At 59.8% G+C, this 22198-nt stretch carries 27 protein-coding genes; 13 read left to right on the top strand and 14 right to left on the bottom strand.

Annotation, left to right across the window (positions count from 1 at the left end):
- Positions 1-12 precede the first annotated feature (12 nt).
- Together HL45_RS15535 and HL45_RS15530 are read left to right on the top strand one after the other, a co-directional pair.
- On the top strand, positions 13-1005 hold the full coding sequence (locus HL45_RS15535) for a carbohydrate ABC transporter permease (protein WP_049972112.1): 993 nt from the start codon (positions 13-15) through the stop codon (positions 1003-1005).
- Positions 1002-2072, top strand: a complete 1071-nt coding sequence (locus HL45_RS15530; protein ID WP_049972111.1) for a sugar ABC transporter permease — start codon at positions 1002-1004, stop codon at positions 2070-2072. The genes HL45_RS15535 and HL45_RS15530 overlap by 4 nt, the downstream gene beginning before the upstream one ends.
- A 13-nt stretch (positions 2073-2085) precedes the next feature.
- Here the strand turns inward: HL45_RS15530 and HL45_RS15525 are convergent, their stop codons facing one another.
- From HL45_RS15525 to HL45_RS15515, 3 genes are all read right to left on the bottom strand, one after another.
- Complete coding sequence (locus HL45_RS15525; RefSeq protein ID WP_049972110.1) at positions 2086-2307, bottom strand: hypothetical protein; 222 nt, start codon at positions 2305-2307, stop codon at positions 2086-2088.
- Between the two features lie 84 nt (positions 2308-2391).
- A complete protein-coding gene (locus HL45_RS15520) occupies positions 2392-3384 on the bottom strand; it encodes an MBL fold metallo-hydrolase (RefSeq protein WP_049972181.1) in 993 nt (330 codons plus the stop codon).
- Positions 3385-3484: 100 nt separating this feature from the next.
- The gene (locus HL45_RS15515) at positions 3485-4093 is read right to left on the bottom strand and encodes a DUF7344 domain-containing protein (protein WP_049972109.1); all 609 of its coding nucleotides are present in this window, start codon (positions 4091-4093) and stop codon (positions 3485-3487) included.
- A 294-nt stretch (positions 4094-4387) separates the two neighbouring features.
- On the opposite strand from HL45_RS15515, the gene HL45_RS15510 reads away from it, so the two are divergent.
- The 3 genes from HL45_RS15510 to HL45_RS15500 all read left to right on the top strand — a co-directional run bounded on the left by HL45_RS15510 (position 4388) and on the right by HL45_RS15500 (position 5293).
- Positions 4388-4762, top strand: coding sequence for a hypothetical protein (locus HL45_RS15510; protein ID WP_049972108.1), 375 nt, complete (start codon positions 4388-4390; stop codon positions 4760-4762).
- Positions 4763-4835: 73 nt separating this feature from the next.
- The gene (locus HL45_RS15505) at positions 4836-5021 is read left to right on the top strand and encodes a DUF7576 family protein (protein WP_049972107.1); all 186 of its coding nucleotides are present in this window, start codon (positions 4836-4838) and stop codon (positions 5019-5021) included.
- Between the two features lie 83 nt (positions 5022-5104).
- Positions 5105-5293, top strand: a complete 189-nt coding sequence (locus tag HL45_RS15500) for a hypothetical protein (RefSeq protein WP_049972106.1) — start codon at positions 5105-5107, stop codon at positions 5291-5293.
- Here the strand turns inward: HL45_RS15500 and HL45_RS15495 are convergent.
- Complete coding sequence (locus HL45_RS15495; protein ID WP_049972105.1) at positions 5259-5936, bottom strand: uracil-DNA glycosylase family protein; 678 nt, start codon at positions 5934-5936, stop codon at positions 5259-5261. The genes HL45_RS15500 and HL45_RS15495 overlap by 35 nt on opposite strands.
- A gap of 92 nt (positions 5937-6028) precedes the next feature.
- Here HL45_RS15495 and HL45_RS15490 point away from each other — a divergent pair, with 92 nt between their 5' ends.
- Entirely contained in the window at positions 6029-6400 is a 372-nt protein-coding gene (locus HL45_RS15490; protein ID WP_049972104.1) for a hypothetical protein, read from the top strand.
- Positions 6401-6419: 19 nt separating this feature from the next.
- Here the strand turns inward: HL45_RS15490 and tuf are convergent, their stop codons facing one another.
- Positions 6420-7685, bottom strand: coding sequence for a translation elongation factor EF-1 subunit alpha (gene tuf, locus HL45_RS15485; protein ID WP_049972103.1), 1266 nt, complete (start codon positions 7683-7685; stop codon positions 6420-6422).
- 196 nt (positions 7686-7881) lie between these two features.
- On the opposite strand from tuf, the gene HL45_RS15480 reads away from it, so the two are divergent.
- Positions 7882-8961: a zinc-dependent alcohol dehydrogenase family protein gene (locus tag HL45_RS15480; RefSeq protein ID WP_049972102.1), complete on the top strand. Its 1080-nt coding sequence runs from the start codon at positions 7882-7884 to the stop codon at positions 8959-8961.
- Here the strand turns inward: HL45_RS15480 and HL45_RS15475 are convergent.
- Positions 8958-9161: a hypothetical protein gene (locus HL45_RS15475; RefSeq protein WP_049972101.1), complete on the bottom strand. Its 204-nt coding sequence runs from the start codon at positions 9159-9161 to the stop codon at positions 8958-8960. The two genes, HL45_RS15480 and HL45_RS15475, sit on opposite strands and share 4 nt — an antisense overlap.
- 106 nt (positions 9162-9267) lie before the next feature.
- On the opposite strand from HL45_RS15475, the gene HL45_RS15470 reads away from it, so the two are divergent.
- The gene (locus tag HL45_RS15470) at positions 9268-9498 is read left to right on the top strand and encodes a hypothetical protein (RefSeq protein ID WP_049972100.1); all 231 of its coding nucleotides are present in this window, start codon (positions 9268-9270) and stop codon (positions 9496-9498) included.
- Between the two features lie 31 nt (positions 9499-9529).
- On the opposite strand, the gene HL45_RS15465 is transcribed toward HL45_RS15470, so the two are convergent.
- Positions 9530-9805 (bottom strand): helix-turn-helix domain-containing protein, encoded by a 276-nt coding sequence (locus tag HL45_RS15465; RefSeq protein WP_049972099.1) that lies wholly within the window; start codon positions 9803-9805, stop codon positions 9530-9532.
- Positions 9806-9924: 119 nt separating this feature from the next.
- On the opposite strand from HL45_RS15465, the gene HL45_RS15460 reads away from it, so the two are divergent.
- Both HL45_RS15460 and HL45_RS15455 read left to right on the top strand, forming a co-directional pair.
- Positions 9925-10122 carry an HVO_2901 family zinc finger protein gene (locus HL45_RS15460; RefSeq protein ID WP_076431659.1) on the top strand — a complete coding sequence of 66 codons (198 nt, stop codon included), beginning with the start codon at positions 9925-9927 and terminating at the stop codon, positions 10120-10122.
- Positions 10123-10258: 136 nt separating this feature from the next.
- On the top strand, positions 10259-10699 hold the full coding sequence (locus HL45_RS15455; RefSeq protein WP_049972097.1) for a hypothetical protein: 441 nt from the start codon (positions 10259-10261) through the stop codon (positions 10697-10699).
- Positions 10700-10753: 54 nt separating this feature from the next.
- Here the strand turns inward: HL45_RS15455 and HL45_RS15450 are convergent, their stop codons facing one another.
- From HL45_RS15450 to HL45_RS15425, 6 genes are all read right to left on the bottom strand, one after another.
- Positions 10754-11836 (bottom strand): glutamate-cysteine ligase family protein, encoded by a 1083-nt coding sequence (locus HL45_RS15450; RefSeq protein ID WP_084157029.1) that lies wholly within the window; start codon positions 11834-11836, stop codon positions 10754-10756.
- Between the two features lie 163 nt (positions 11837-11999).
- A complete protein-coding gene (locus tag HL45_RS15445; RefSeq protein WP_049972096.1) occupies positions 12000-13832 on the bottom strand; it encodes an SLC13 family permease in 1833 nt (610 codons plus the stop codon).
- A gap of 327 nt (positions 13833-14159) precedes the next feature.
- Entirely contained in the window at positions 14160-16595 is a 2436-nt protein-coding gene (locus HL45_RS15440) for an Eco57I restriction-modification methylase domain-containing protein (RefSeq protein WP_049972095.1), read from the bottom strand.
- 113 nt (positions 16596-16708) lie between these two features.
- On the bottom strand, positions 16709-16981 hold the full coding sequence (locus HL45_RS15435; RefSeq protein WP_049972094.1) for a DUF7521 family protein: 273 nt from the start codon (positions 16979-16981) through the stop codon (positions 16709-16711).
- Positions 16978-17349, bottom strand: a complete 372-nt coding sequence (locus HL45_RS15430; RefSeq protein WP_049972093.1) for a winged helix-turn-helix domain-containing protein — start codon at positions 17347-17349, stop codon at positions 16978-16980. The genes HL45_RS15435 and HL45_RS15430 overlap by 4 nt, the downstream gene beginning before the upstream one ends.
- Positions 17350-17469: 120 nt before the next feature.
- The gene (locus HL45_RS15425; RefSeq protein ID WP_049972092.1) at positions 17470-20100 is read right to left on the bottom strand and encodes a heavy metal translocating P-type ATPase; all 2631 of its coding nucleotides are present in this window, start codon (positions 20098-20100) and stop codon (positions 17470-17472) included.
- A gap of 208 nt (positions 20101-20308) precedes the next feature.
- Between HL45_RS15425 and HL45_RS15420 the strand changes: the two genes are divergently transcribed.
- Both HL45_RS15420 and HL45_RS15415 read left to right on the top strand, forming a co-directional pair.
- Complete coding sequence (locus HL45_RS15420) at positions 20309-20938, top strand: hypothetical protein (protein WP_049972091.1); 630 nt, start codon at positions 20309-20311, stop codon at positions 20936-20938.
- Between the two features lie 18 nt (positions 20939-20956).
- On the top strand, positions 20957-21157 hold the full coding sequence (locus HL45_RS15415) for a hypothetical protein (protein ID WP_049972090.1): 201 nt from the start codon (positions 20957-20959) through the stop codon (positions 21155-21157).
- Positions 21158-21165: 8 nt separating this feature from the next.
- Here HL45_RS15415 and HL45_RS15410 read toward each other — a convergent pair whose 3' ends face one another.
- Positions 21166-21522, bottom strand: a complete 357-nt coding sequence (locus tag HL45_RS15410; protein WP_233274807.1) for an SPW repeat domain-containing protein — start codon at positions 21520-21522, stop codon at positions 21166-21168.
- A 178-nt stretch (positions 21523-21700) separates the two neighbouring features.
- On the opposite strand from HL45_RS15410, the gene HL45_RS15405 reads away from it, so the two are divergent.
- Positions 21701-22186, top strand: coding sequence for an acyl-CoA thioesterase (locus tag HL45_RS15405; protein ID WP_049972089.1), 486 nt, complete (start codon positions 21701-21703; stop codon positions 22184-22186).
- Positions 22187-22198: the final 12 nt, after the last annotated feature.

The following is a 22198-nucleotide window of genomic DNA, read 5'->3' as shown; positions in this document are numbered from 1 at the left end:
TCCACTATTTCAATGAGTATTCGCTCGACGTTCTCACGCGGCGCGCAAGCGCTCGAAAATCCGGTGTTCGACCGGGACGACCTGCCCTTGCTCCTCGTACTGCCAGGGCTGTTTCTGTTCTCGGCGTTCATGTTCTACCCAATCGCGTACTCGGTGTACCTCTCGTTCACCGACGCGACGAACGTGACGCTGTTCAGCGAGTCCTTTTCGTTCGTCGGATTCGACAACTACATGCAGGTGTTGTTCGGCACGCCGCATTTCACCCTCGACCTGTTCGGCTATCGAACGCAACTCCCCATCAACGCGAGTTTCTGGAACTCGATGGGCGTCTCGTGGCTGTTCGTGTTCACGAGCGTGACGCTCAAAATCGGGCTGAGCATCGCTATCGCGCTCGTCCTGACCAGCGAACACGTCGTCGGTCGGCGCTACATGCGCTCGTTCATCATCATCCCGATGGGCCTGCCGTCCATCTTCACCATCACCGTCTGGCGCGGCATCTTCAGCAACGCTCAGTACGGGTTGGCGAACCAACTGCTCGAAATAATCAACCTTCAGCCAATCCTCTGGCTCGACGAACGCTGGACGGCGTTCCTCGCCTACAACATCACGGAAGCGTGGCTGGCCTACCCGTTCATGGTCATCATCATCGTGAGTGCCTTGCAGGACGTTCCTGAGGAACTCCACGACGCGGCGATGGTTGACGGCGCGGGATTCTTCAATCGATTCCTGCATGTCACGCTCCCGTCCATCAAACGGCCCGTCCTCTTCGCGTCGATTCTGACGGCGGCGGCGTCGTTCCAACAGTTCCTCATCCCGTTCGTGATGAACAAGGGCGGCCCGCTCCGCCAGAACGAACTGCTCATCGTCTACGGCTATCGTGAAGCGTTTCGCTTCGACCAGTACGGTATGGGTGCCGCCATCATGACGCTGACGCTCGTCGTCATCAGCGGCTTCATGTTTCTGAACGTGAAGCGCGGCCGCCTCGCGGAGGGGGTCAACGAATGAGCGCCGACGGCATTTCAGGAAAACTAGCCGAGGACGTGAAACACGTCCTCGGCGCGCCGGTTCGCGCCGGGGAGACGGTTCGGTACACCATCGTCGGCCTGCAAAACGGCGACGTTCCGCCGCGACGAGTGGTCGCGAAAGTCCTCGCCACCTCATCCGCACTGTTGATGATTGGCGCACTCCTGTTCCCGATTTACTGGATTTTCCTCGCCTCGCTGTCGGGCGACGGCGGGTCGCTGTACTCGTCCAGCGGGATTCGTCTCTGGCCGAAAAATCCGTCGCCGGACGCTTACCTCTGGGTTCTCGGCGGGATGGAAATTCCGAGCACGGAAATCGCCATCGGTCTGCTCGATTACGAAATCGCGCTGAACACGCCGGGCATCTCGACCACCGTGGACTGTGCCCAGTACGGTGGCTGTTCGGACTTCCCGGTGTTCCTCTGGAACAGCCTCACGGTTGCGATTCCGACGGTCATCTTGACGATGTGCATCGTCGTTCCGGCGGCCTACGCGCTGTCGCGCCGGAAGTTCATCTTCCGCTCGAAAATCCTGTACGGCTACGTCCTGTTCACGCAGGTCGGCGGCGGGCTGGGCGTCGCCGCGCTCATCGCGCTGTACGCCACGTTCGTTCAAGTCGGACTGGACAACAGCAAACTCGCGCTGTCGGCGTACTACGCGGCGACTGCCGTGCCGTTCAATACGTGGCTGTTGAAGACGTACATGGACAGCATCCCGACCTCCTACGAGGAGGCGGCGATGATGGACGGCGCGTCCTCGTGGCGCATCGTGTGGGAAATCATCCTCCCGCTGTCGAAGGCCGGACTGGCCACCGTGCTGGTGTTCAGCTTCCTCGCTGGATGGACGGAGTTCATCGTCGCGCAACTCCTGCTCGACGCGGACAAGTACACGCTTCCGGTGGGACTCTACAGCCTCGTCGGCAAGTATTCGACGCCGTGGGCGCGGTTCTCGGCCTTTGCGCTGACCTTCGCCACGCCCATCATGCTGGTGTATCTGTTCGCACAACGGTACATCGAGAGCGGCCTGTCCTTCGGCGGCATGGAAGGGTAAGGAAACAGTTTCTTTATTTTCTCGTTGCATCCGCCACAATCGTGTGAAGACCGTAGGCAAACTGCTTGAATCCATAGAAAGCGAACGTGGCCCAGACGAGCAGTGCCGGTACGGCGGTAAGCCACGGGTTGAGCATGATGGCGAATACGGACGCTGAAATAGTTCCGACGGAGAGGAGAGCGATACCGACGATGCCGTTGATGGCGGCATCGGTGGCGGCGGACTGGCGGGACATGCTCGGTTATCGAATTGAATAGCATAAAATGTATTTCATTAGTCGCTTCGGTCGCGGAAACACCCTATGCGAAGCTATTGCCGACTATGGACTGACCGCCGTGACTTCCCCGAACAGCGCGTCCAAATCCGGGCGCTCGACCAGTTCGTACTCGTTTTCGACGCGGCGGACTGCGTCCGATTCCGCGAGATGTTCGAGGTGGGCGTAGGCTTCGCCCGGCCCGTGGAGGACGTGGATGCCGTCGAGTTGTCCGAACAGGTGTCTAGCAATCGACCACGGGTTGGCCGACCCGTGGTCAGTCAGCACGTCGAGAATGTTGCCCGCACGCTCGCGGTGGTGCGTTCGAATTTTCCGCGCTCGTTCGGCGGGGGTTTCCATCACGTCGCCGTGGCCCGGCCACACGCGGTCGTAATCGGAATCGATGAAATGGGAAAGTGTGTCCAGATACGCGGCCAGTGGATTGTCGAGTCGAACGTCGGCACCGCCGACGTTCGGCGTGATGTCGGGGAGGAGGGCGTCCCCGGAGAACAGTTCCCGTCCTGCGTCACCGTCGAAGGCAAAGCCGACGAGACCCTCGGTGTGCCCCGGAAGGTGAACCGTTTCGAGTGTGGTGCCACAGTCGAGTTCGTCGCCCGCCGAAAGTCGCTCGATGGTGGGTGCCGGGCCGTCGAGTCGGCCGACCTTCTCCGCCGTCGCCAACACCGCTTTTTGAATCGGCTCCGGAAGGCCCCACTCGCGGAGGAGGGTTCGCTGGCGCGCTTCGAACGCGTTCCACGCCTCGTCCTCCTGGGCCACCAGTGCCGCGTCGGCCTCGTGAACGAACACCGTCGCATCACTTTCTTCCTGTACTGTTCCGGCGAGCCCGGCGTGGTCGGGGTGCCAGTGGGTGAGGACGACCTGTTCTACGTCCGCAAGGGACTGGCCGTAGTCGGCCAGTCCCGACCGGAGCGCGTCGAGGGTTTCGGGCGTTCTCACGCTCGTGTCGATGAGCGTCGTCGGTTCGCCCGCCGCGGTGCCGAGTACGTAGACGCTATTTTCCCCCTCGAACTCCGTGTTTCCGAGTCGAATCCGATTCACAGTTGGAGTCATCTGTGGGATATAATGTCACTTTTGTTCTTCCTTCGAACGATGCTGCTATTCGGACATTGCAAAGCAAATCGCAAAACGCTGTGTCGCGTTACGAATCGCCTGTTAGAATCTGTGCGAGCGAGAGCGCCCCGAACGCCGAAACGAGGAGTGCGCCCCAAACGAGATCGGGGACGAGCGAGAACGGTCGGACGCCAACCCACGCCGAAGACACGAGTGCGATTCCGACCGCCGTGAGACGTCGGTAGTATCGAAGCCACGGCAGTTCGGTGTCGTCTGAACCGTCTCTCGTATCCTCGTCGGTTTTGTTCTCGTCTGTGACTTCGCCGGGGGCGTTGAGATAGGGGTCGAACTGGTCGGCCAGCGGGCCGCGTTCGACGATTCCCCGACTTTTGTTATAGTCGATGATGCCTTCGTTGTCGAGTTTTGGGAGGTGCGATTGATACAGCGCGATGTATACGCGCTGGCGCTCGTTGGAGGAGAGTTTTCGCACCGTCGTGTCGTTTTCCCACGCCGCGACCTGTTCTGCGAGGTCGCGCATTTCGATGGGGCCGTCGGTGTCCTTGAGATAGCGAAGTGCGTCCCGGCGGCGCTGTGTCTGGAGGATGTGGAAGATTTTGTCGCGCGACAGCGGTTCCGGTCGGTCTTCGACCGCACTTTCGAACTCGTCTACCGGTGATGAGTCGCTGCTCACGCTCATCGTTTGTCCCGGTAGTTGTCGCTTACCCCTCGATTCGCGTCGTTCAAGCCGGGATTATCGTCGTTGGTTCGTACCGATGTTCCCACTCGTCTCGGTAATCGGTCGTTTCGTTGCTCACGTGCCATGTGATTCAATATCTCTGGTGGATTTTAAAAAGGTACTGGGTCTGGGTCAATGGGAATGGTTTAATTTATAAATATATTTGAGGTGGTACTATGTGGAAGGTGAAAATTTCCTCTGTTCCGGGATAGTCATCGGGCTTTTAATATTTGGAAATCGAAGCTTTCCACGACGATGGCACACTTTAACAGGGAATCGTACCGGCACGGCGTTCGCCAACTCGCAGGCGATGTCCACGAACGAATGGGTGCCGGGATGAGCATGCGCTCCGCCCTGTATCGCTCGCTCGGAGGATGCGTCTTCGACCTCTGGAACCGCGAGATGTCGCTTCGCATCTGTGAACTGTCCGAGCGGGAACCGGAAATCGACGTGGTGAACGACGTCGTCGCTGAGGACGAACACGACACGCACGCCGATTACGAGGTGTATATTCGCGCTATGGCGCTCTCCGTCCTCGCACAGGACGTGCGCCACGTGGTCGAAAACACGGTCAACGCCGACGCAACCCCCGCGGAACTGCGAGGCAATCGGCGCGAACTGCTCGAATAGATTCGTATCCCGAACTTCAGTCAGTAGAAACTCCGGGCAGTAGATTTACTCACGAGGCTGTTGTGCCCCCGCTATGACCGACGCTGACAACGAGGAGTTTCAACCCTGTGCCAACTGCGGAACGGTGGTGAATATCGTGGAGCATCATCCGACGGTCGTCGTGAAATACGGTGCGACGGCAAACGACATCGAACGGGTGACGCTTCATTTCTGTAGCGAAGACTGTCTGGACGAATGGACGGGACCGTTTCTGGACTGAGGAGTTGGTTCACCCCGAGTAATCCCCGAATCCGGTGGAAACGTTCTCAGGGCTTTAGGCTCCCCCGAACGCACTCATCTCGTATGGACGTTCAAGTTCCAGAATCGCGCATAAAACAGGTCGGAATCGGTGTCGGTGCCGCCGTCGGCGTCGTCGCGCTTTTGCTCGTCGTCCTCCCACTCGCACTGCTCGCGGTCGAGATACTTGCCGGAATCGTGGTCACAATCGTCTCGACAGTTACCGAACCTCGTAGGGGTCGTCGTCCGGCATGAACCGACCCAAATCCACCGTCTGTTGGTAGTCTCCGGCAAGAATCGTGTCTAGTCGCGCTTCAAGCTTTTCCGCGTCTCCGTCCTCCCACTCGCGTGGGTCACGCACTGGCACGACGAGAAAACCCCGTCCTTTGATTTCCTCTGCGTGAAGCGCCGTCATATCAGGTGTTCCGCCGTCGAATCCGTACTTTCCGGCTTGCGCGGTGAACTCCCAGAAGACGTGTTGGGTTGCCTTCTCGCCAACCGGGAGCAGGATGTGGGCCGCAATCGCCCTGAGTTCGGCGTCGAAAAACCGCTCCATGTCGCCGTACTCCGCCGGAGTCGGTTCTCGGCCACCCGGCAGACAACACATGTGGAGGTAGCTCATGAACAGGTTCCGAATTGCCGGTTCGTCGCCGTAGGCGTCGCCGAGCAGGCCAACGTCGTTCAGCACTGGCTGGAGTTTCTCACCGACTTCTGTTCCGGTGAACGGGACGTTCGTTTCGTTGCCACCGTGGACGCCGGGGTGGTCGCCAACGAGGTGAAAATCCGCGTTCGCATCGCCATAGCCGAACACCGCACAGGTTCCGCCGGGGACACATTCATGCTGACAGGGCGGTCGCATTCCGAACGGGTTGCTGATTCTGTCCGTGACGTTCTGCACGGGATTTCGTAGGTTAGTAGCGGTTAAAGGCAGTACGGTTTGGTGCGAATTTGGCCGGTCGGTTTAGGGACATCGGGGATGAACTCCCGTGGATGTCACACTCGAACAACGAATCGCTCGAACTGACTCGACCCGAGGCACGGGTCGTCATTTCGGCGCTTTCGGAACATCGAACGCGAGGCGGAACGCCCGACGAGCAGGCGTTGAACGTCCGCGAACACCTAAAGGAGGAGTTCGGCTTCGAGGAGGACGAATCGACCGACGTGCTGTTCGAACAGTACGGCGAGGGGTTCTTCTCGGACACGAGTTCCGAAATGGTGACGTTTTCGGAGCGAGAGGCGGAAATGATCGCTACTGCGCTTTCACGGGTCGAGAACGACGCTCCCGACGGAAATCGAGAAACGATTCGAGATGTTCGCAGTCGGTTCGAAAACGAATTCGATGTGAATGTCGGAGCGAACTGATTGTCCCGCGCCGAACTGCTTACTTTTCGTTCACTTCCAGTACTCGCCCCGCGGCAATCGTCTGGCCCATGTCCCGCACTGCGAAACTGCCGAGTTCGGGAATATCCGACGACGGTTCGATTGAGAGCGGTTTCTGCGGCCTGACGGTTACGACGGCGGCGTCTCCGCTCTGGATGAAGTCTGGATGTTCCTCCTCGACTTCGCCGCTGGCAGGATTGATTTTCTGGTCGAGTGCTTCGATGGTGCAGGCAACCTGCGCCGTGTGCGCGTGGAAGACCGGCGTGTACCCCGAGGTGATAACCGAGGGGTGTTGCATCACGACGATTTGGGCTTTGAACGTGTCCGCGACCTTCGGCGGGTCGTCCGCCGGGCCAGCGACGTCGCCCCTACGGATGTCGTTTTTGCCGACGCCGCGGACGTTGAACCCGACGTTGTCGCCGGGTTGGGCCTCCGGCACTTCCTCGTGGTGCATCTCGATGGTTTTCACTTCTCCGCTCACGTCGCTCGGTTGGAACGACACCGATTCGCCGACGTTCAGGATTCCCGTTTCGACGCGGCCCACCGGCACCGTTCCGATGCCGGAAATCGTGTACACGTCCTGAATCGGCAGGCGGAGCGGCGCGTCGGTCGGCGGCTCCGGCTCCGGCAGGTTGTTCAGTGCTTCGAGGATGACCCGGCCGTCGTACCACGGCGTATTGTCGCTTTGATCTACGACGTTGTCGCCTTCCAACGCCGAAATCGGGATGAACTCGGCGTCCTCCGTATTGAACCGCACTTGATTCAGCAGATCTTTCACTTCCGCGACGACCTCGCGGTAGCGGTCTTCGTCGTAATCGACCGAATCCATCTTGTTCACGGCGACGATGAGTTCGCCGATGCCAAGCGTCCGCGCGAGGAAGACGTGTTCCTGCGTTTGTGGCTGGACGCCGTCGTCCGCGCCGACGACGAGGACTGCGTTGTCGGCTTGGCTCGCACCGGTAATCATGTTCTTCACGAAGTCGCGGTGCCCCGGCGTGTCCACGATGGTGAAGTAGTATTCGTCCGTGTCGAACTCCTGATGCGCGATGTCGATGGTTACCCCTCGTTCACGCTCCTCCGCGAGGTTGTCCATCACGTAGGCGAACTCGAATCCGCCCTTGCCCTTCTCCTCCGCTTCTTTCTTGTGCTGTTCGATGACGTGCTCGGGAACGCTTCCCGTTTCGAAGAGGAGGCGTCCGACCAACGTCGATTTTCCGTGGTCTACGTGACCGATAATCGCTAGGTTCTGGTGTGGCTTGTCTGGCATCTCCCGTTCCCCCGTACTCTATGTTCTTCACTCTCAGCGACAAAAACAGTTGTGCCACCCTTTCACAGGATTTTGACAGCACGATTTCTCGCTTTATCCGTCAATCTGAATCTCTCTCCGTAATCCTGATTATCTCTGCAATCCTGATTTGCCGCTCCCCACCGATTTAATCCCGTGCCACCCGAACCGATTACACATGCGCGCCGCAGTGCTGAAAGCCTATGGCGAACCGCTTTCCATCGAGGATGTCCCGAACCCCGACCCGGAACCGCACGGCGTCGTCGTCGAAACCGAAGCCTGCGGCATCTGCCGAAGCGACTGGCACGCGTGGCAGGGCCACGGCGAGTGGGCCGACGACCGAGTGCCAATCGGCCAGATTCTCGGTCACGAACCGGCAGGCACCGTCATCGCTACCGGCGAACAGGTGCGCGGCATCGAACAGGGCGACCGAATCGCGGTGCCGTTCAACCTCGGGCGCGGCCACTGCGAATTTTGCCAGAACGGCCACGGAAACGTCTGTGAAAACGGGATTTCGCTCGGTTTCGAGGCGGACGCGCCCGGCGCGTTCGCCGAACAGGTGCACGTCCCCTACGCCGACTACAATGCGGTTCATCTCCCTGAAAACGTCTCTTCTGTCGAGATGGCGGGACTCGGCTGTCGGTTCGTAACGGCTTATCACGCGCTCGCCCACCGTGCAGACCTCACGCCGGGCGACTGGGTCGCGGTACACGGCTGTGGCGGCGTCGGTCTCTCCGCGGTTCACGTCGCGGACGCCCTCGGCGCGAACGTCGTCGCGGTCGATTTGGACGACGACAAACTCGCCACCGCGAGGGAACTGGGCGCGGACGAGACGATTCAGGCCGAATCGGCGCACGCCGATTCGGCGGACGTTCCGGCAGAAATCCGCAATCGCGTCGGCGAAGGTGGTGCGCACGTCTCGGTGGACGCGCTGGGTATCGCGGAAACCTGTCGAAACTCCATCGACTGTCTCCGAGAGCGCGGACAGCACGTCCAACTGGGTTTGACCACCGACGCGGAACGGGGTGAAGTGTCTCTGCCGACCGACGCGATGACGATGCGCGAAATCACCTTCCTCGGGTCGCGCGGGATGCCACAAACTCGGTACGGTGAACTCCTTCGGATGCTCGACCGGGACGTGCTTTCGCCCGGAAAACTGGTCAGCAAGACGGTTTCGTTGGAGAACGTACCGGACAGACTCGACGCCATGAACGACTTTGGAACGTCGGGAATTGAGGTCGTGGAGTTTTCGCGCTAGCCGTCGCTTCGATACTCGTCCAAACAGAGCGCGAAGAAGACGAGTCCCATCGAACAACAGATGATTCCTGCGACGATGAGAACCCGCTGACCGTACGGGCCGGAAACTGTCCGAAGGTTCGAGAAAATGACCCCGCCGACGGCGACGAACAGCGCGCCGAACGCGACGAAGAGGAGCGTTTTGACCCGTCGGGTGTTCATGCGTTCGTCTCGTTGCACCGCTGCCTAATCGATGTTTCTTTCACACCTACGAGACAGGATGGTGAAAACAAAACTTATTTTACAATTATGCTCCGTACCATCCAGTATGCTCTCCCGAACAAGTCTCAGCCTCGCCCGTGCTGTCCTCATCGGCCTGCTGCTGCTGGCGACGCCCGGCGTCGCGTTCTTGCTTATTGCGAACGCCCTCACTTCCGACACGGGACTCGTCGGATGGTTTCTCACGGTTGTCCTTCCACTCGTACTGCTCGGAGTTGGTCTCTATCTGCTGACCGGCGACAGACCGAACTGGCTCACCTCGGTTGGAAGACGGGCGTAGAAGAACTCCACTGATATCTATCCGACTTTTCCTACACCGGCGCTTTTTCCAGACAGCTCACCTGTTCCCAGTCGCGGCTATCGTCCAATCGGTAGAGTCGCTGACGGGCGTCCGGAATGTACACTTCTTCCGTGACGGCACCGACTTCCGTCAAATTCTCTAGCGCACTCCTGACGGTTCGCGCCGACAGCCGTGACCGCTCGACGATTTCTTTCTGTGTGTGGGCACCACTGTATTCTAACACTTTGAACACGAGCTTTGCGCTCGGTGGCAGGTCACACAGGCTCGTCAGGGTCTGCTTTTCCATGGACTGACCGACGGACGCCACCCACTAAACGGCTCGCTAACGCACAGGTAACCCGGTGTCACCCATGTCACCCGCCGAAAAGCGTAGGTTCTATGATTGAGGACTGTGAATGGGTAAGTATGCAGCCTGAACTTGCAAGTCGGGAGCGCGCAACTGACATCGACCGGCTCTTCTGCAGGGAGTGTGGGGAGCGTTTCGAGGCGGATACGGCGACCGACGACGGCTGGCGGTATCGATGCCCGAACGAAGATTGTGATGGCTCGGGTATCCGCGAAGACCTCTATCCGGTAGAGGACGTACTGCCGTCGCACCGATAATCGACCGACCTTCGATTTTCACGCTCCCGCGTTCTTGCTATTCGTTTTTATCGTCCGTTTTTTGCTCCCCGTTTCTTTCTCCGGCGGACGGATGGAAACCCTTTAAGTCACCACACTGCACGAAAACTAACATCAGATGCGGTCCGACGGACTCGTCATTCAACTGCTTGCGACGCTCCTGCTCGTTGCCGGACTCGTCCTCACCGGCTACGCACTCCTCCAGCCGCCGCAAAGCGCCACGACGTACACGCTCACCGTCGAACAGGTGAACGAAAACGAACCGGGCGTGCGCTCTTCGTCGGTGCAGTATGGCGAACTTTCCGACGAGGCGCGACTCGCATTCGGACGCGCGAAACTACAAGAGTCGTACGAAATGGAAGAAGAACCCTCCGACCAACTTCGAAATTCGTTCGTCATCGACGGTGACCTCGTGTATCGCATCGAAGTTAGTGAACGAGAGCACATCACCGAACGGATGGCAACCCTGTTCGGGGGAACGACGACCGCGCTCATCGGCGCGTTCGTTTTCATCTCGTGGCTCGACGTGGTCAGCGGATTCCGGTCGGAGTCGAACTAACCGCTTAGCCAACAGTGTTGGTTTCGAGCGGCACTTTTTCCGTTCCCGAGCGATTTACGCATTTCCGAGCAGTGCTTCGACGTCCTTTTCGAACTCGTCTGCGTACTCGCGTCGGAGTCGGAGCGCCTCCTCGCGGGGAAGCGTCCAGCCGTTTTCGATACGCTGTGAAATCGGGTGATAACGCGAGACATCGAAGCCCATCGTGGTCAGATAATCCTGCACGCGGAGCGATGCAACGCCCTCCTTGATGGCCTCTTCGCTGAGTTCGCGCAGTTCTGCATACGGTGGTATCCCGATTTCTTCCGTCCGCACGCCGGTTTCTCCGATAGTCACCTCCTTGTACTCGGTTTGTTGAAGGAGATTCGTCATTTCACTTACGAGCCGAACGATTTGGCTCGGGAGCGCAGTGTCGGGTGCGCGCCATTCGACCGTGGGCGATTTGTGGCGAAGTCGAACAGGTGTCAACACCGTGTCGTCGCGGTGGAAGTAGTTCCCGAACGTTTCCGGGTCGATACCGCTCTCCCGCGCGAGGACTTGCAGCGTGTGGTACTGTTCGTCGATACGGGCTTCCCACTGGCCTTCGGTTTCGACGTACTCCCACAGGTCGCGGTAGCGAGCGAACGTGGTGTGCGATTCGTAGCGATACACCGCGGCGCGTGACGAACACGCCATCCTGTTTCCGCTGATGTACGGTGAGGAACAGACCAGCGCGAGCGCCGGGTCGAGCGCGGTGAGAAGGTTCAGTTGCCGAACCACGTTGCCACGGTCGAAATGGACGTGCGTCCCCGCACAGTTCATCGCGTACTCCATGTCGTCGCCGTACATGCTCTGCAACAGTCTCCCGCGCTCCGACGTGATTTCGAGCGACTCCCGCGTGAGCGGCGTTCCGAGTGGAACGAGCGACAATCCTCTGTCTTCCGCCACATCGCAGACGGTCTGAAGCGTTCGTCCGAACTCGCGTCGGAGTTCTTCCGCTCCCGATACGGGCGCCGTCTGTACCTCTATCAGCGGCGCGACGAATTCCGGCACGACGTACTCGCTCACGTCGAGCAGTTCGTTCAGCAACTCGCCTGTCTCGGTCGCTAACTCACCCGACTCGTCGATAATCCAGTACTCCGCTTCGACTCCTATTTTCATGTCCCAACCCCCGTCGGCGACGGCTGTCTAGCTTCTTTGCCCCGAAATCGAACGTCACCGAACGATGACCGTAGTACGCCACCCGACGGCTAATAACTTACGCGAATTATTTCGTCATAGATTCGGTTGCACGCTCTTCGACATTCTTTCCGCTAGATTCGATTCAGAGCGGCCAAAACGCGGCGATTCCGAGCACCGTCACGACCGACAGGAGCAGTTGGAGCGGCGCGCCGATTCGGAAGTAGTCCGTGAATTTGTACCCGCCCGGCCCGTAGACGAACAGATTCGTCTGGTAGCCCACCGGCCCGAGGAACGACGTGGAGGCGGCGAACGTCACTGCAAGGACGAACGCGAAGGGGTTCGCGTCGATGCGGAGCGCCGCTTCGACGGCGACGGGAATCATCACGACGACGCTGGCGTTGTTGCTGATGACCTCGGTGATGAGGCCGGTTGCGATATAAAACACCCACAGGACGGCGATGACGGGGAGGAAATCCGCGCTGGTCGCAACCAGCACGCCGAGGAGTTCGGCCCCGCCTGACGATTCGAGGGCGATTCCGAGTGGGATGACACCCGCAAGGAGGAAGATGACGTTCCACTCCACCGAATCGTACAGTTCGTGGGCTTTCAGCACGCCGGTTACGACCATCGCAACGACGCCTGCGAGGGCGCTGACGAGAATCGGGTAGATGCCGAGCGCGGCGACGAGGACGACGCCCGTGATGATGGCGAGGGCCGCCGGAATTTTCTCGGTTCGGTAGTCTGGGTCGGACACCTGATGGGCGACGATGAAATCCCGATTCGCGGCGAGGCGGTCGATGCTGTCCCCGGAGGCTTGCATGAGGAGGGTGTCGCCGACGCGAATCCGAACTCGGTCGAGGCGCTCGCGGATAAGTTCGCCGCGGCTTCGAAACGCGAGGACGGTCGCGTTGTAGCGTTCGCGAAACGTCGAACTCGAAAGCGTTTCGCCGACGAGTTCCGAACCGGACGGAATCACGACTTCGACAAGCGTCTGTTCCTCACCGGGGTCGAACGTTTCGTCCGTCGGCGTGCCGACCAACGTCAAATAATCGAGCGTCACCAGCGACCCGAGGGTGGAGCGATCGGTTCGAAGTTTCAACACGTCGTCCGCGCGAATCGTCTTCTGGGCGATGGGTTCGATGAACGTCTCGTCGTCGCGGACGATTTGGACGATGTCGGCGTCGAAAATCTCTGCGTCGATGGCTTCGTTGACGGTCTTCCCGACGAGCGGCGACCCCTCGTTGACGACCACTTCGGTCAGATACTCCCCCATTTCGTACTCCTCGATGTAATCTTCTTCCGGCGGGACGCGCTCCGGCAGGAGTCGATGGCCGACGAACAGCAAGTACAGACTCCCCGTAACGAGGACGATGACGCCGAGCTGGGTGAACTCGAACATCGAAAACGAGTGGAGTCGCGGGTCGGGCGTCGTCGCGGCCAACCGCCCCGCGACGTTGCTGGCGAGGATGTTCGTGGAGGTGCCGATGAGGGTGAGCATCCCGCCGAGCATGGAGGCGTAGGAGAGCGGAATCAGCAGTTTCGAGGGCGAGGTTTTCCCTTCGTGAGCGAGGTCGGTGATGACGGGAACCAAGATTGCAACAACTGGTGTGTTGTTCACGAACCCCGAGGCTGGCCCCGCCACGCCAATCGTGGCGAACAACTGCTTTTTGAGGTCGGTGCCAGCGAAATTCGCCAACTTGCTTCCGAGCAGTTGGACGACCCCGGTTTGGCTCACCCCGGAACTCAGGATAAGCATGGCAAGCACGGTAATCGTCGCCTCGTTGGCAAAGCCGGAAATCCCCGTTTCCGGGTCGATGCCCGTCCACGGTTCGAGGACGATTAGTGTGACCATTATCAGAATTGCGGTCACATCGACAGGAAGGAGTTCGGTTGCGAACAGAATGAGCGCGAGAAAGACGACGGCGAACACTACCAGCATGTCAGTCGTCACTCCGGCAACCCCGACCTGCAACATGGCTTACTATACGAAGGGTTCCCTGATAACGATTTTCTGTTGCGTGTCCGATTTTCGAAAGTAGGTTTCCGAACGGTTTGCGGTGCTAATTTTCACATCGTCGTTTCCGCGTACCCTGCGCTATCTGTGAATGGAAAGTCCGATTTTGCGATTGCTGTGCGACTCCACGCCCGCTCTGTGATGAAATTGGTAGTGGCGAGAGGACGATTGCAGTCGTGACCTCTGTGCTCATCGTTCCTCCAAAACCACTGTCTCGCAGGCGTGACCTGATGTAGAAATTGCAAACCGAACTCCGTCCGAAGACTATTTTCACTTGAACCTGTTTTTCTATCTCACCAACTTCTCTACTGTCTCTACTTCCTCGACTGAAAGCCCGTAGGCCCGAGACACCAGTCGGTCGATGGCGGCGTCCGTCCGCGCGATGTTTCGCTCCAGTTCCTCGACTCGCCGATTCGCCTCGATGAACTCGCGGGCATCCTCGGGGTTCGGAACACGAAGCGACTCCAGTCTGTCGAGCGGCGAGATGGTTTTCGTCGCCCGTGTGGTGAACCTCTCGCTCGCGGTGGCATGCGGGACGTACCATTCGAGCAACTCACGCCGTTCTGCATCCTCTTCGACCACCAACGCCGGAATCGGGTCGGTTTCGGCGAACCCCCACGAATCGGTTTTTTCCTTCTCGTCGGGCGAATTTTTTCTCCCGTCCTCGGGTTGGTATCGCGCCGTCGCGGAAATAACGAGTTCGCGGTCATCTTGCTCACCGCCTCTGTCCTCGCCTCCACCGGTATCCCTTTCGGCCACCGACACAGTTCCGACTCGGAGCCCATCCCGCGTTTCGTTCGTCTCGGACAGCATCGAATCGGTTCGGAGTTTCCGCGCCAGCTCGCCCAACTGCGGGCCGTTTGCGTCCGGAAGTCGAACCTCGATACCGTCGCGTTCGCGCCGAAGGTCGCACATTCGGGTTGCGAGTGCGACCACCGTCTTTCGTTCACGCTCCCCGATGTCCGCGGGAATCGGCAATCGGCGCGCGAACATCGGTTTGAACCTGAGGTAGCCCCCGCTGACGTGGGTGCCGCCGTACACCTGCTGGAACCAGCAGGTCGCCACCGTCGAGTTGATGACCGCGAGGAGGTAGCGAAGCGGCAGGTCGGACTCCGACCGAACACTGTACAGCGTGTTCAGAGCGTACAATCCCTCGTCGTCGTAGGCCGCGACGGGGCGCTCGCTGATGTCCCGAAGGAGCAGTTTGTCGTCCTCGAACACCTCCCGGTCGCGCAGGCTTCCGTACTCGCCGTCGCCGATGAGTGCAGGGTCGAATCGAATCCAGTCCCCGTCCCATTCCACCCCGTACCGCGAGACGTTCCCGCCGCTCACGAGTCGCTCACAATCCGAACCAGGGGCGTCCACGACGAGTTTGTCCCGCACGTTTCCGGTGTGGATTCCCTCGGTTTGACTGACGTGCGACCCCAGTTCGTCGTTCTCGCGTCGGAGTCGTTCCGCAATCGGGACGAACACCGGGTCGATACCGACCGGAATCACCTGCCCCCCGAGTTCGTCCACGAGCGACCGCGAAAGACGGGCTTCGACCGTCGTTTCGCTTTCTGCCTTCCCGATTCCTTCGCCCTGTCGCACCCGAATCGTTTCTGTCGGGCCGGTGCCCGACTCGACGGTGGCTACAAGGGGGTAGACGCTGGCGTCGGCGAAAACCGACACTGCGGAGACGTCGAGCAGTTCCACCAGTCGATGCCGGTCGAGCAGGTGGTCACGGAGGGTTCGCCCGTATCGCGCCGTCGTCCATTTGTTCGGGACGATGCAGGACACCCGCTCCCCGAGTTCTGCCATTCGCTCTACGAACGGGACGTAGAGGTCGAACGCGCCGGTTACGGTGTCGAAGCGCGATTTGAGGGCTTCCTTTCGTTCGTTCGAGATGTGCCGACTGCGGACGTAGGGCGGATTCCCGACCACCGCGTCGAACCGCCGATTCTCTCCTGCATATCGGCTTTTTTCAGTAACGAGTTGGCACGGGCTGGGCCAGTTCGTCGTTTCCGCCAGCGAGTCCCCCACTCGAAGATTTTCCACGGGCCAGAATCCAGTTTCGATCCACACCGACGACCGGGCGAGTTCCACCGCCAACGGGTCGATGTCCACGCCGAAAACGCAGTTCTCGGCGATTTTCTTTCGCATTTTCTCCGAGTGGTCGCCACGCAGTTCGGCCAGTTGATCGATGGCGCAGGTCAAAAAATGGCCGCTTCCCATCGCCGGGTCGAGCACCGTGGCCTCGGGATTTCCATCGATTGCCTGCGAAACGGCGTATTCGACCACGTCCTCGGGCGTGTAGTACGCGCCGACGGACGCCCGTTGGGTCGCGTCGTCGGTGAGTCCCACCTCGCCGTCGGAAACGGCCGGTTCGCAGTCGAGCAGTCGCTCGTACAGTCCCCCGAGTTGGCGCACTGTGAGGCGGTCGTACTTGACTTTTCTAACTGCCGATTCGAGTCGTGCCGTCGCCTCCGGCGACAGCGACTCGAACCGATTCCGCCGTTCTTCGAGTTCATTTCCCTGTGCAAACGGTGGCTCATCGCGTCCTCGCTCCGCCGCAAATTTCGAAACGAGTGCGCGAAATACGCCGACGAGCGCGGCGTCGAACGCCGCACTCGGGGTCGTTTCGGTTTCGCCGAGCAAATCATCTAGAACTAGTTCGAGTGCGTTTCGAACGTGCCCGTCGAATCGCTCCGCAGGTGGCCCGTCAGCGCCGCGGAGTTCGTTCATTGCTTCTATCTTACTTTGCGGTCGGATAAGCTTTCACCCAGCTTACAGTGTGGGTTCTCCAAAGCGCAAGGAAGGGAAGATAGGAATACTCGCTCGCATATTTACTCACGCAATCACTCGGCGTACAGCGAGTACGCAATCGCGGCGAAGCCAATCGCGGTGAGCGCGCTCTCGATGACCAGAACGAGGTCGCGGTCGATTTGGAACGCTTGGTCGGCGATTCCGGCGAGGAACGCGCCGAGGGTGACGATGCCGAACCCGATTGCCAGCAATCGAAGTGCTTTGGATCCGGTTCGACGGTACGCTTTGAACGCGAAGTACGTTATCACCCCTCCGAGGGCGAGCGTGAGCGTTTTGAGCACGATGACGATTGGTGAGACGTTCATGTTTCTTTTCGTACCTCCGACCACAGTCGTTCGAGTCGCTCGTCGGTCGTTCGCGGCGGGCGCTCTATCGTCACGTCGAACTCACAGTCGTCGGTCAGAGCAATGTTCACCGATTCAACGGCGAGTTGGTATCTGGACGTGTGATGGCCGTCTTCGCGGATTTCGGTTAACTCCCTAACGAGCGATGCCGCAGTGAGCAAATCGAGCTTTCGGTAGAGCGTCGAGAGCGGGATGTCGGTTTTCTCGGCGAGTTCGCGCGCGGTCTGCGGGTCGTTTAACTCCATAATTATTCGTCGGCAAGCGGGGTCGTCGAGGGCGGCGAGTACGTCCTGCAACTCGGGCGCGTCGTCTGCCAAATCCCGCACCATTCGATTCCATCTTCCGCGCGTCGATACATAATTGGTTCGACTACTGGCATCGTTTTCATTCCGCGAGAATCACCGAAAATCCGGAGACGGTGCGGGGACTAACCCCGCCATTTCCGCTGTTCAGCGACGGAGGCCGAAGAGTTCGTAATCGTGGTCGGGTTCGTATCGTCTGAACAACAGGCTGTTGCCCAGCACGCTCACGCTGGAGAAGGCCATCGCGGCCGCCGCGAGCGCAGGTTGCAGGAGTCCGAGCGAGGCCAACGGAATCATCGCCGTGTTGTAGCCAAGCGCCCAGAAGAGGTTCTGCTTGATTTTCGAGAGGGTTCCCGCAGAGATTCGGATGGCCTTCACCACGTCCCGCGGGTCGTCCCGCATGAGCGTCACGTCCGCGGCCTCGATTGCGACGTCGGTTCCGCTCCCGATGGCGGTTCCGACGTATGCGGAAGCGAGTGCTGGCGCGTCGTTCACCCCGTCACCGACCATCATCGCCCGTTTGCCGCCAGACTGTACGTCCTCGACAACGTCCGCCTTCTCGTCCGGAAGGACTTCCGCGCGGACGTTTTCGGGGTCGATGCCGACCTGTTCGGCCACTGCTTCGGCGGTTCGCTCGTTGTCGCCCGTGAGCATGAGAACGTCCAAGCCGCGAGATTTGAGGTCGCTCACGGCTTCTTTCGCGCTCTCTTTCACCTCATCGGCGTCCGCGACGACGCCGACGAGGTAGCCGTCCACGGCGACGAGCATGGCCGTCTTCCCCTCGCGTTCGAGACGTTCCATCACGTCGCTCGCGGGACTCGGGTCGATTCCCTCGTCGCGCACGAGTTTTCGGTTGCCGACGATCACCTCGCCGTGATTCGTCTTCGCGCGAACTCCGTGGCCCGGCACGTTTTCGAACGAACTCGGCTCTTCCACGTCGATGCCGCGTTCTCGCGCGCCCTCGACGATTGCTTGCGCGAGCGGGTGCTCGCTTCCGTGTTCCGCGCTGGCCGCCGCGGCGAGGACGAACTCCTCCGTGAGTTCGTCCTCCGGTTCGAGTTCGTCTGCCAGCGTTTCGATTCCGCCGTCAGTCGTCGGTTCGAGAGCGACAACGTCGGTCAGATGCATCTCGCCCTCGGTGAGGGTGCCGGTTTTGTCGAAGACGACGGTGTCGGTGTCCCGAACGCGCTCAAGCACGTCGCCGCCTTTGAACAGGACGCCCGTTCGCGCGCCGATTGCGGTGCCGACCATCGTGGCCGTCGGGGTCGCAAGCCCCAACGCACAGGGGCAGGCGATGAGCACCGCGCTGGCGAAGACGACGACGGCGAACTCGAATCCCGAGACGCTTCCCCCTGCGACTTCCGGCCCGCCCGCGACCGGACTCCACAGTGGAAGTGCGTTCACGAATCCGGCGAGGACTTCGGGGAAGAGATACCAGACCACGCCCCAAAACAGCGCGTTGGCGATGACCGCCGGAACGAAATAGGCGCTGATTCTGTCCGCGAGGTTCTGGATTTCTGGTTGGCGGGCTTGGGCCTCCTTTACCATCTGTACGATTTGTTGGAGAGCGGTTTCGCCCCCGATCTTCGTCGCGCGAACCGTGAGTACCCCGTTTTCGTTGATGGTCGCGCCGATGACTTCGTCGCCTTCTTCTTTCTCGACCGGCACCGATTCGCCGGTCACCATCGACTCGTCAACCGCGCTCTCGCCGTCCACGACGACGCCGTCGGTCGGAATTTTCTCGCCGGGCCGAACGCGGAGTCGGTCGCCGACTTCGACTTCGTCCAATGGGATTTCGCGCTCTTCGCCGTCCTCGACGACTACTGCGGTGTCGGCTTCCAGTTCGAGCAGTTCGCGGAGGGCGTCGCTGGCCCTCCCCTTCGAGCGCGCTTCCAACCAGTTGCCCATCGTGATGAACACGAGGATGAGCACCGCGCTGTCGAAGTAGGTGCCGCCGGGGATGAGCGCGAGCATGACGGCCACGCTGTAGAGGTAGGCCGTGGTCGAACCCAACGCGATGAGCACGTCCATGTTCGCCGTCCGATTTTTCACGAGGGCTTTGTAGGAGTTCTCGTAGAACTCCTTGCCGAGCAGAATCTGGACGGGGGTCGCCAGTAGGAACTGGACGACCTGAATATCGACGCCGAACAGCGTCTCTCCCAGTAGTTCCGGGAAGAACAGGTGTTCGAACATGAACGCGACGAGCGGAACCGCGAGCACGGCCCCGAACAGCGTCAGTCGAAACTGCTTTCGAATCTCGGCGTCGCGCGCCGCCTGGCGCGCGTCGCCCGCATTCCCGTTGCCAGTTTGGCTTTCGCCCCTGCTTCCACTCTCGCCATCGGCACCTCTGACCTGTCCTTCTTCTTGAACCGGCGCGTATCCCGCATCCTCGATGGCCGCATAGAAATCTGAAACGGTCGCCTCGGCGGGGTTGTACTCGACGCTCGCCTCGTCGGTGGCGAAGTTGGCGTCGGCGCTGATGACGCCGGGAACCGATTTCAGCGCCGTCTCCACCGATTCCGAACAGTTCGCGCAGGACATGTCGGTGATACCTATCGTCGTCGTCGCGCGAACCGGGTCGTAGCCAGCGTCCTCGACGGCCGCGTAGATTTCGGCCAGCGAGACGGCTTCCGAATCGTACTCGACGGTGCCTTCGTCGGTGGCGAAGTTGACGTTCGCCTCCTGCACGCCGTCGAGCGATTCGAGTGTCTCGGTGACCGTCCCCGAGCAGTTCGCACAACTCATCCCCTGAATATCGAGTTGCATTTTTTGCGCCATGATTGTCTCCTTACGTTCATCTAGGGGACGCTTCTTCATTCACATTGTCCTTTAGAAACGAGCGATTCAAAGCGCCAATATCTTGGATAATTAGGCGAACATCGAATATCGTTCTCCATCCGAATCCATTTCCTCGAAATCCGTTTCCTCCCGCGGTTCGTTCTATCTATCCGTGGTTTTTAAATCAATACGAAGTCAAATTCGACTGATGCGTCGCGCCCTCCCCGTACTCGTCCTTGCGCTGTTGCTCTCCACCGCAGGATGCAGCTCGTTTCTCGGCATCGACGGACGGAATCCGGACTCTGAACCCCAAACGACGACTGCATCACCTTCGGGCGAACTCGCGCCCGGCCTCTCCGAAGACGGCCTGACGAACCGATTCGACCTCGTGGATGCCCACTCCCGCGTTTTACAAGGAGGTTCCTACACGATGCGGGTTCGGAACGTCGGGAAACTCGATGGAAACGTTTCGTATCGGTACAACGCGACCGAACACCGCGGGGAGAACGGTAGCCACTACGATTTCTCGGTTCGGCAGACGATGAACTCCTCGTCGCGTGCCAACTCCACGGTCACCTTCCGAGGCGGTGCGTGGTCGAACGGCGAACTACGACTTTCGATGCAGGAGAGAAACAACAGTACGTCGTACAGACGTACCTCAGTCGGCCATCTGAATCCGTCGCAGAACCGTCCCCCGCTGTACTCCCAAACTCGGAATCGACTCCAGTCGCTTTTGCTGGCGGTCAACGTGACGAATGTCGAGCGAATCGACACTCCCCCGGGAACACCACGGTATCGCGTCACGGCGTCAGAACTCACGAATCCGGATGCTCTTTAGACGTACTATTTCGACTCTGTGGAAAACGCTTCGCTCGTCTTCGTCGTAGATACATGGGGACTGATTCACTGGTACGAGTTCGAAGCGACCGGAATAGCCGACGACCGGCCTGCACGGATCACGGAGTCGATGCGGATTTCGGACATCGGACGAACGACCGTTTCGCGCCCGTCGTGGTACGGACAGGCGATGGAAATGGAAAACAGCTCTCGGCGATAGACCGGCGCTCACCGGCGATTCGCTTGTGCCTGTTCCGACAGCGATGTGGTTCGTGCGTTTCGCATGACGCGCCCACCGAGTGCGGCCAGTAGGACGCCGACGACTGCGTCGCCCCAGAGCGGAAGCGGCCCGGCAGTCGGAACGACGAAGGGCCGCGTCACCTGCCAGAGGCCGAGCAAACCGAGGAGTCCGCCCGCGGCGACGCTCACCCGGCGGTTTCGCCACGAGCAGACGAGTCCGTAGAGAGCGAGGAGCAGGACGGTGACGCCGACGAGCATGTCGTTCCAGAAGTTCGACGCGAACATCGCCTCGTAGACGACGAACGGAGCGCACAGCAACCACAGAGCCAGCGGTATGCCCGCCAAAATCGCTCTGTTCCCTCCCCTCGCGTTCTTCCTCATCCTGTTTTCCCCCTCGTTTCCCGCATCATTCTGTATTCTCCACGACGCTTCGGCGGATAAGTCGAACGGCTGTGTCAGCAATTTAACTTTCATTATTACAAATTCACTTGATTTATCTGTGTCGGTCGTGTAGGCGCTTCTGATGCGCGAAACTGCGCCACTTTCGGAGTCGCACACCGTGATGAGTGAAATCCTGATGCCGAACGACGCGAACAACCTCGGGCGAGCGCTCGGTGGGTCGGTTCTCCACTGGATGGACATCTGTGCCGCCATCTCGTCCCGGCGATTTTCCCGGCGACAGGTCGTTACGGCGTCGATGGATCACGTCGATTTCCTCGGCCCAATCGACCTCGGTGACATCGTGACCGTCGAAGGCTACGTCTTCGAAACCGGACGGACAAGCATGGACGTCCTCGTGAACGTCGGCGCAGAACGCCCGTGCGAGAACGAGAAACAAGACACTGCAACCTCGTTTTTCACGATGGTCGCGTTGGATGGAGACGAGCAACCGGCATCTGTTCCGGACGTTTGCTGTCCGAGCGACGAACAGGAAACGCTCCGCGATGACGCCCTCCGGCGTCGTCGCAAACGCAGGGAAGCGCTGGGTTCGCCGAAAAAATCGGTGTAAATCCTACATTTT

This window comes from Haladaptatus cibarius D43 (assembly GCF_000710615.1).
Classification (GTDB): Archaea; Halobacteriota; Halobacteria; order Halobacteriales; family Haladaptataceae; genus Haladaptatus; species Haladaptatus cibarius.
Note: the sequence above shows the minus strand (reverse complement) of the source record. Positions and strands in the feature narration are given on the sequence as shown.

Coding starts and splice junctions, on each gene's coding strand:
- HL45_RS15420 (WP_049972091.1), top strand. CDS start 20,309: ATGCGTCGCGCCCTCCCCGTACTCGTCCTTGCGCTGTTGCTCTCCACC.
- HL45_RS15480 (WP_049972102.1), top strand. CDS start 7,882: ATGCGCGCCGCAGTGCTGAAAGCCTATGGCGAACCGCTTTCCATCGAG.
- HL45_RS15525 (WP_049972110.1), bottom strand. CDS start 2,307: ATGTCCCGCCAGTCCGCCGCCACCGATGCCGCCATCAACGGCATCGTC.
- HL45_RS15505 (WP_049972107.1), top strand. CDS start 4,836: ATGACCGACGCTGACAACGAGGAGTTTCAACCCTGTGCCAACTGCGGA.
- HL45_RS15535 (WP_049972112.1), top strand. CDS start 13: ATGAGTATTCGCTCGACGTTCTCACGCGGCGCGCAAGCGCTCGAAAAT.
- HL45_RS15530 (WP_049972111.1), top strand. CDS start 1,002: ATGAGCGCCGACGGCATTTCAGGAAAACTAGCCGAGGACGTGAAACAC.
- HL45_RS15445 (WP_049972096.1), bottom strand. CDS start 13,832: ATGTTGCAGGTCGGGGTTGCCGGAGTGACGACTGACATGCTGGTAGTG.
- HL45_RS15450 (WP_084157029.1), bottom strand. CDS start 11,836: ATGAAAATAGGAGTCGAAGCGGAGTACTGGATTATCGACGAGTCGGGT.
- HL45_RS15430 (WP_049972093.1), bottom strand. CDS start 17,349: ATGGTGCGGGATTTGGCAGACGACGCGCCCGAGTTGCAGGACGTACTC.
- HL45_RS15405 (WP_049972089.1), top strand. CDS start 21,701: ATGCGCGAAACTGCGCCACTTTCGGAGTCGCACACCGTGATGAGTGAA.
- HL45_RS15515 (WP_049972109.1), bottom strand. CDS start 4,093: ATGAGCGTGAGCAGCGACTCATCACCGGTAGACGAGTTCGAAAGTGCG.
- HL45_RS15460 (WP_076431659.1), top strand. CDS start 9,925: ATGCAGCCTGAACTTGCAAGTCGGGAGCGCGCAACTGACATCGACCGG.
- HL45_RS15475 (WP_049972101.1), bottom strand. CDS start 9,161: ATGAACACCCGACGGGTCAAAACGCTCCTCTTCGTCGCGTTCGGCGCG.
- HL45_RS15510 (WP_049972108.1), top strand. CDS start 4,388: ATGGCACACTTTAACAGGGAATCGTACCGGCACGGCGTTCGCCAACTC.
- HL45_RS15465 (WP_049972099.1), bottom strand. CDS start 9,805: ATGGAAAAGCAGACCCTGACGAGCCTGTGTGACCTGCCACCGAGCGCA.
- HL45_RS15440 (WP_049972095.1), bottom strand. CDS start 16,595: ATGAACGAACTCCGCGGCGCTGACGGGCCACCTGCGGAGCGATTCGAC.
- HL45_RS15500 (WP_049972106.1), top strand. CDS start 5,105: ATGGACGTTCAAGTTCCAGAATCGCGCATAAAACAGGTCGGAATCGGT.
- HL45_RS15470 (WP_049972100.1), top strand. CDS start 9,268: ATGCTCTCCCGAACAAGTCTCAGCCTCGCCCGTGCTGTCCTCATCGGC.
- HL45_RS15455 (WP_049972097.1), top strand. CDS start 10,259: ATGCGGTCCGACGGACTCGTCATTCAACTGCTTGCGACGCTCCTGCTC.
- HL45_RS15425 (WP_049972092.1), bottom strand. CDS start 20,100: ATGGCGCAAAAAATGCAACTCGATATTCAGGGGATGAGTTGTGCGAAC.
- tuf (WP_049972103.1), bottom strand. CDS start 7,685: ATGCCAGACAAGCCACACCAGAACCTAGCGATTATCGGTCACGTAGAC.
- HL45_RS15490 (WP_049972104.1), top strand. CDS start 6,029: ATGTCACACTCGAACAACGAATCGCTCGAACTGACTCGACCCGAGGCA.
- HL45_RS15435 (WP_049972094.1), bottom strand. CDS start 16,981: ATGAACGTCTCACCAATCGTCATCGTGCTCAAAACGCTCACGCTCGCC.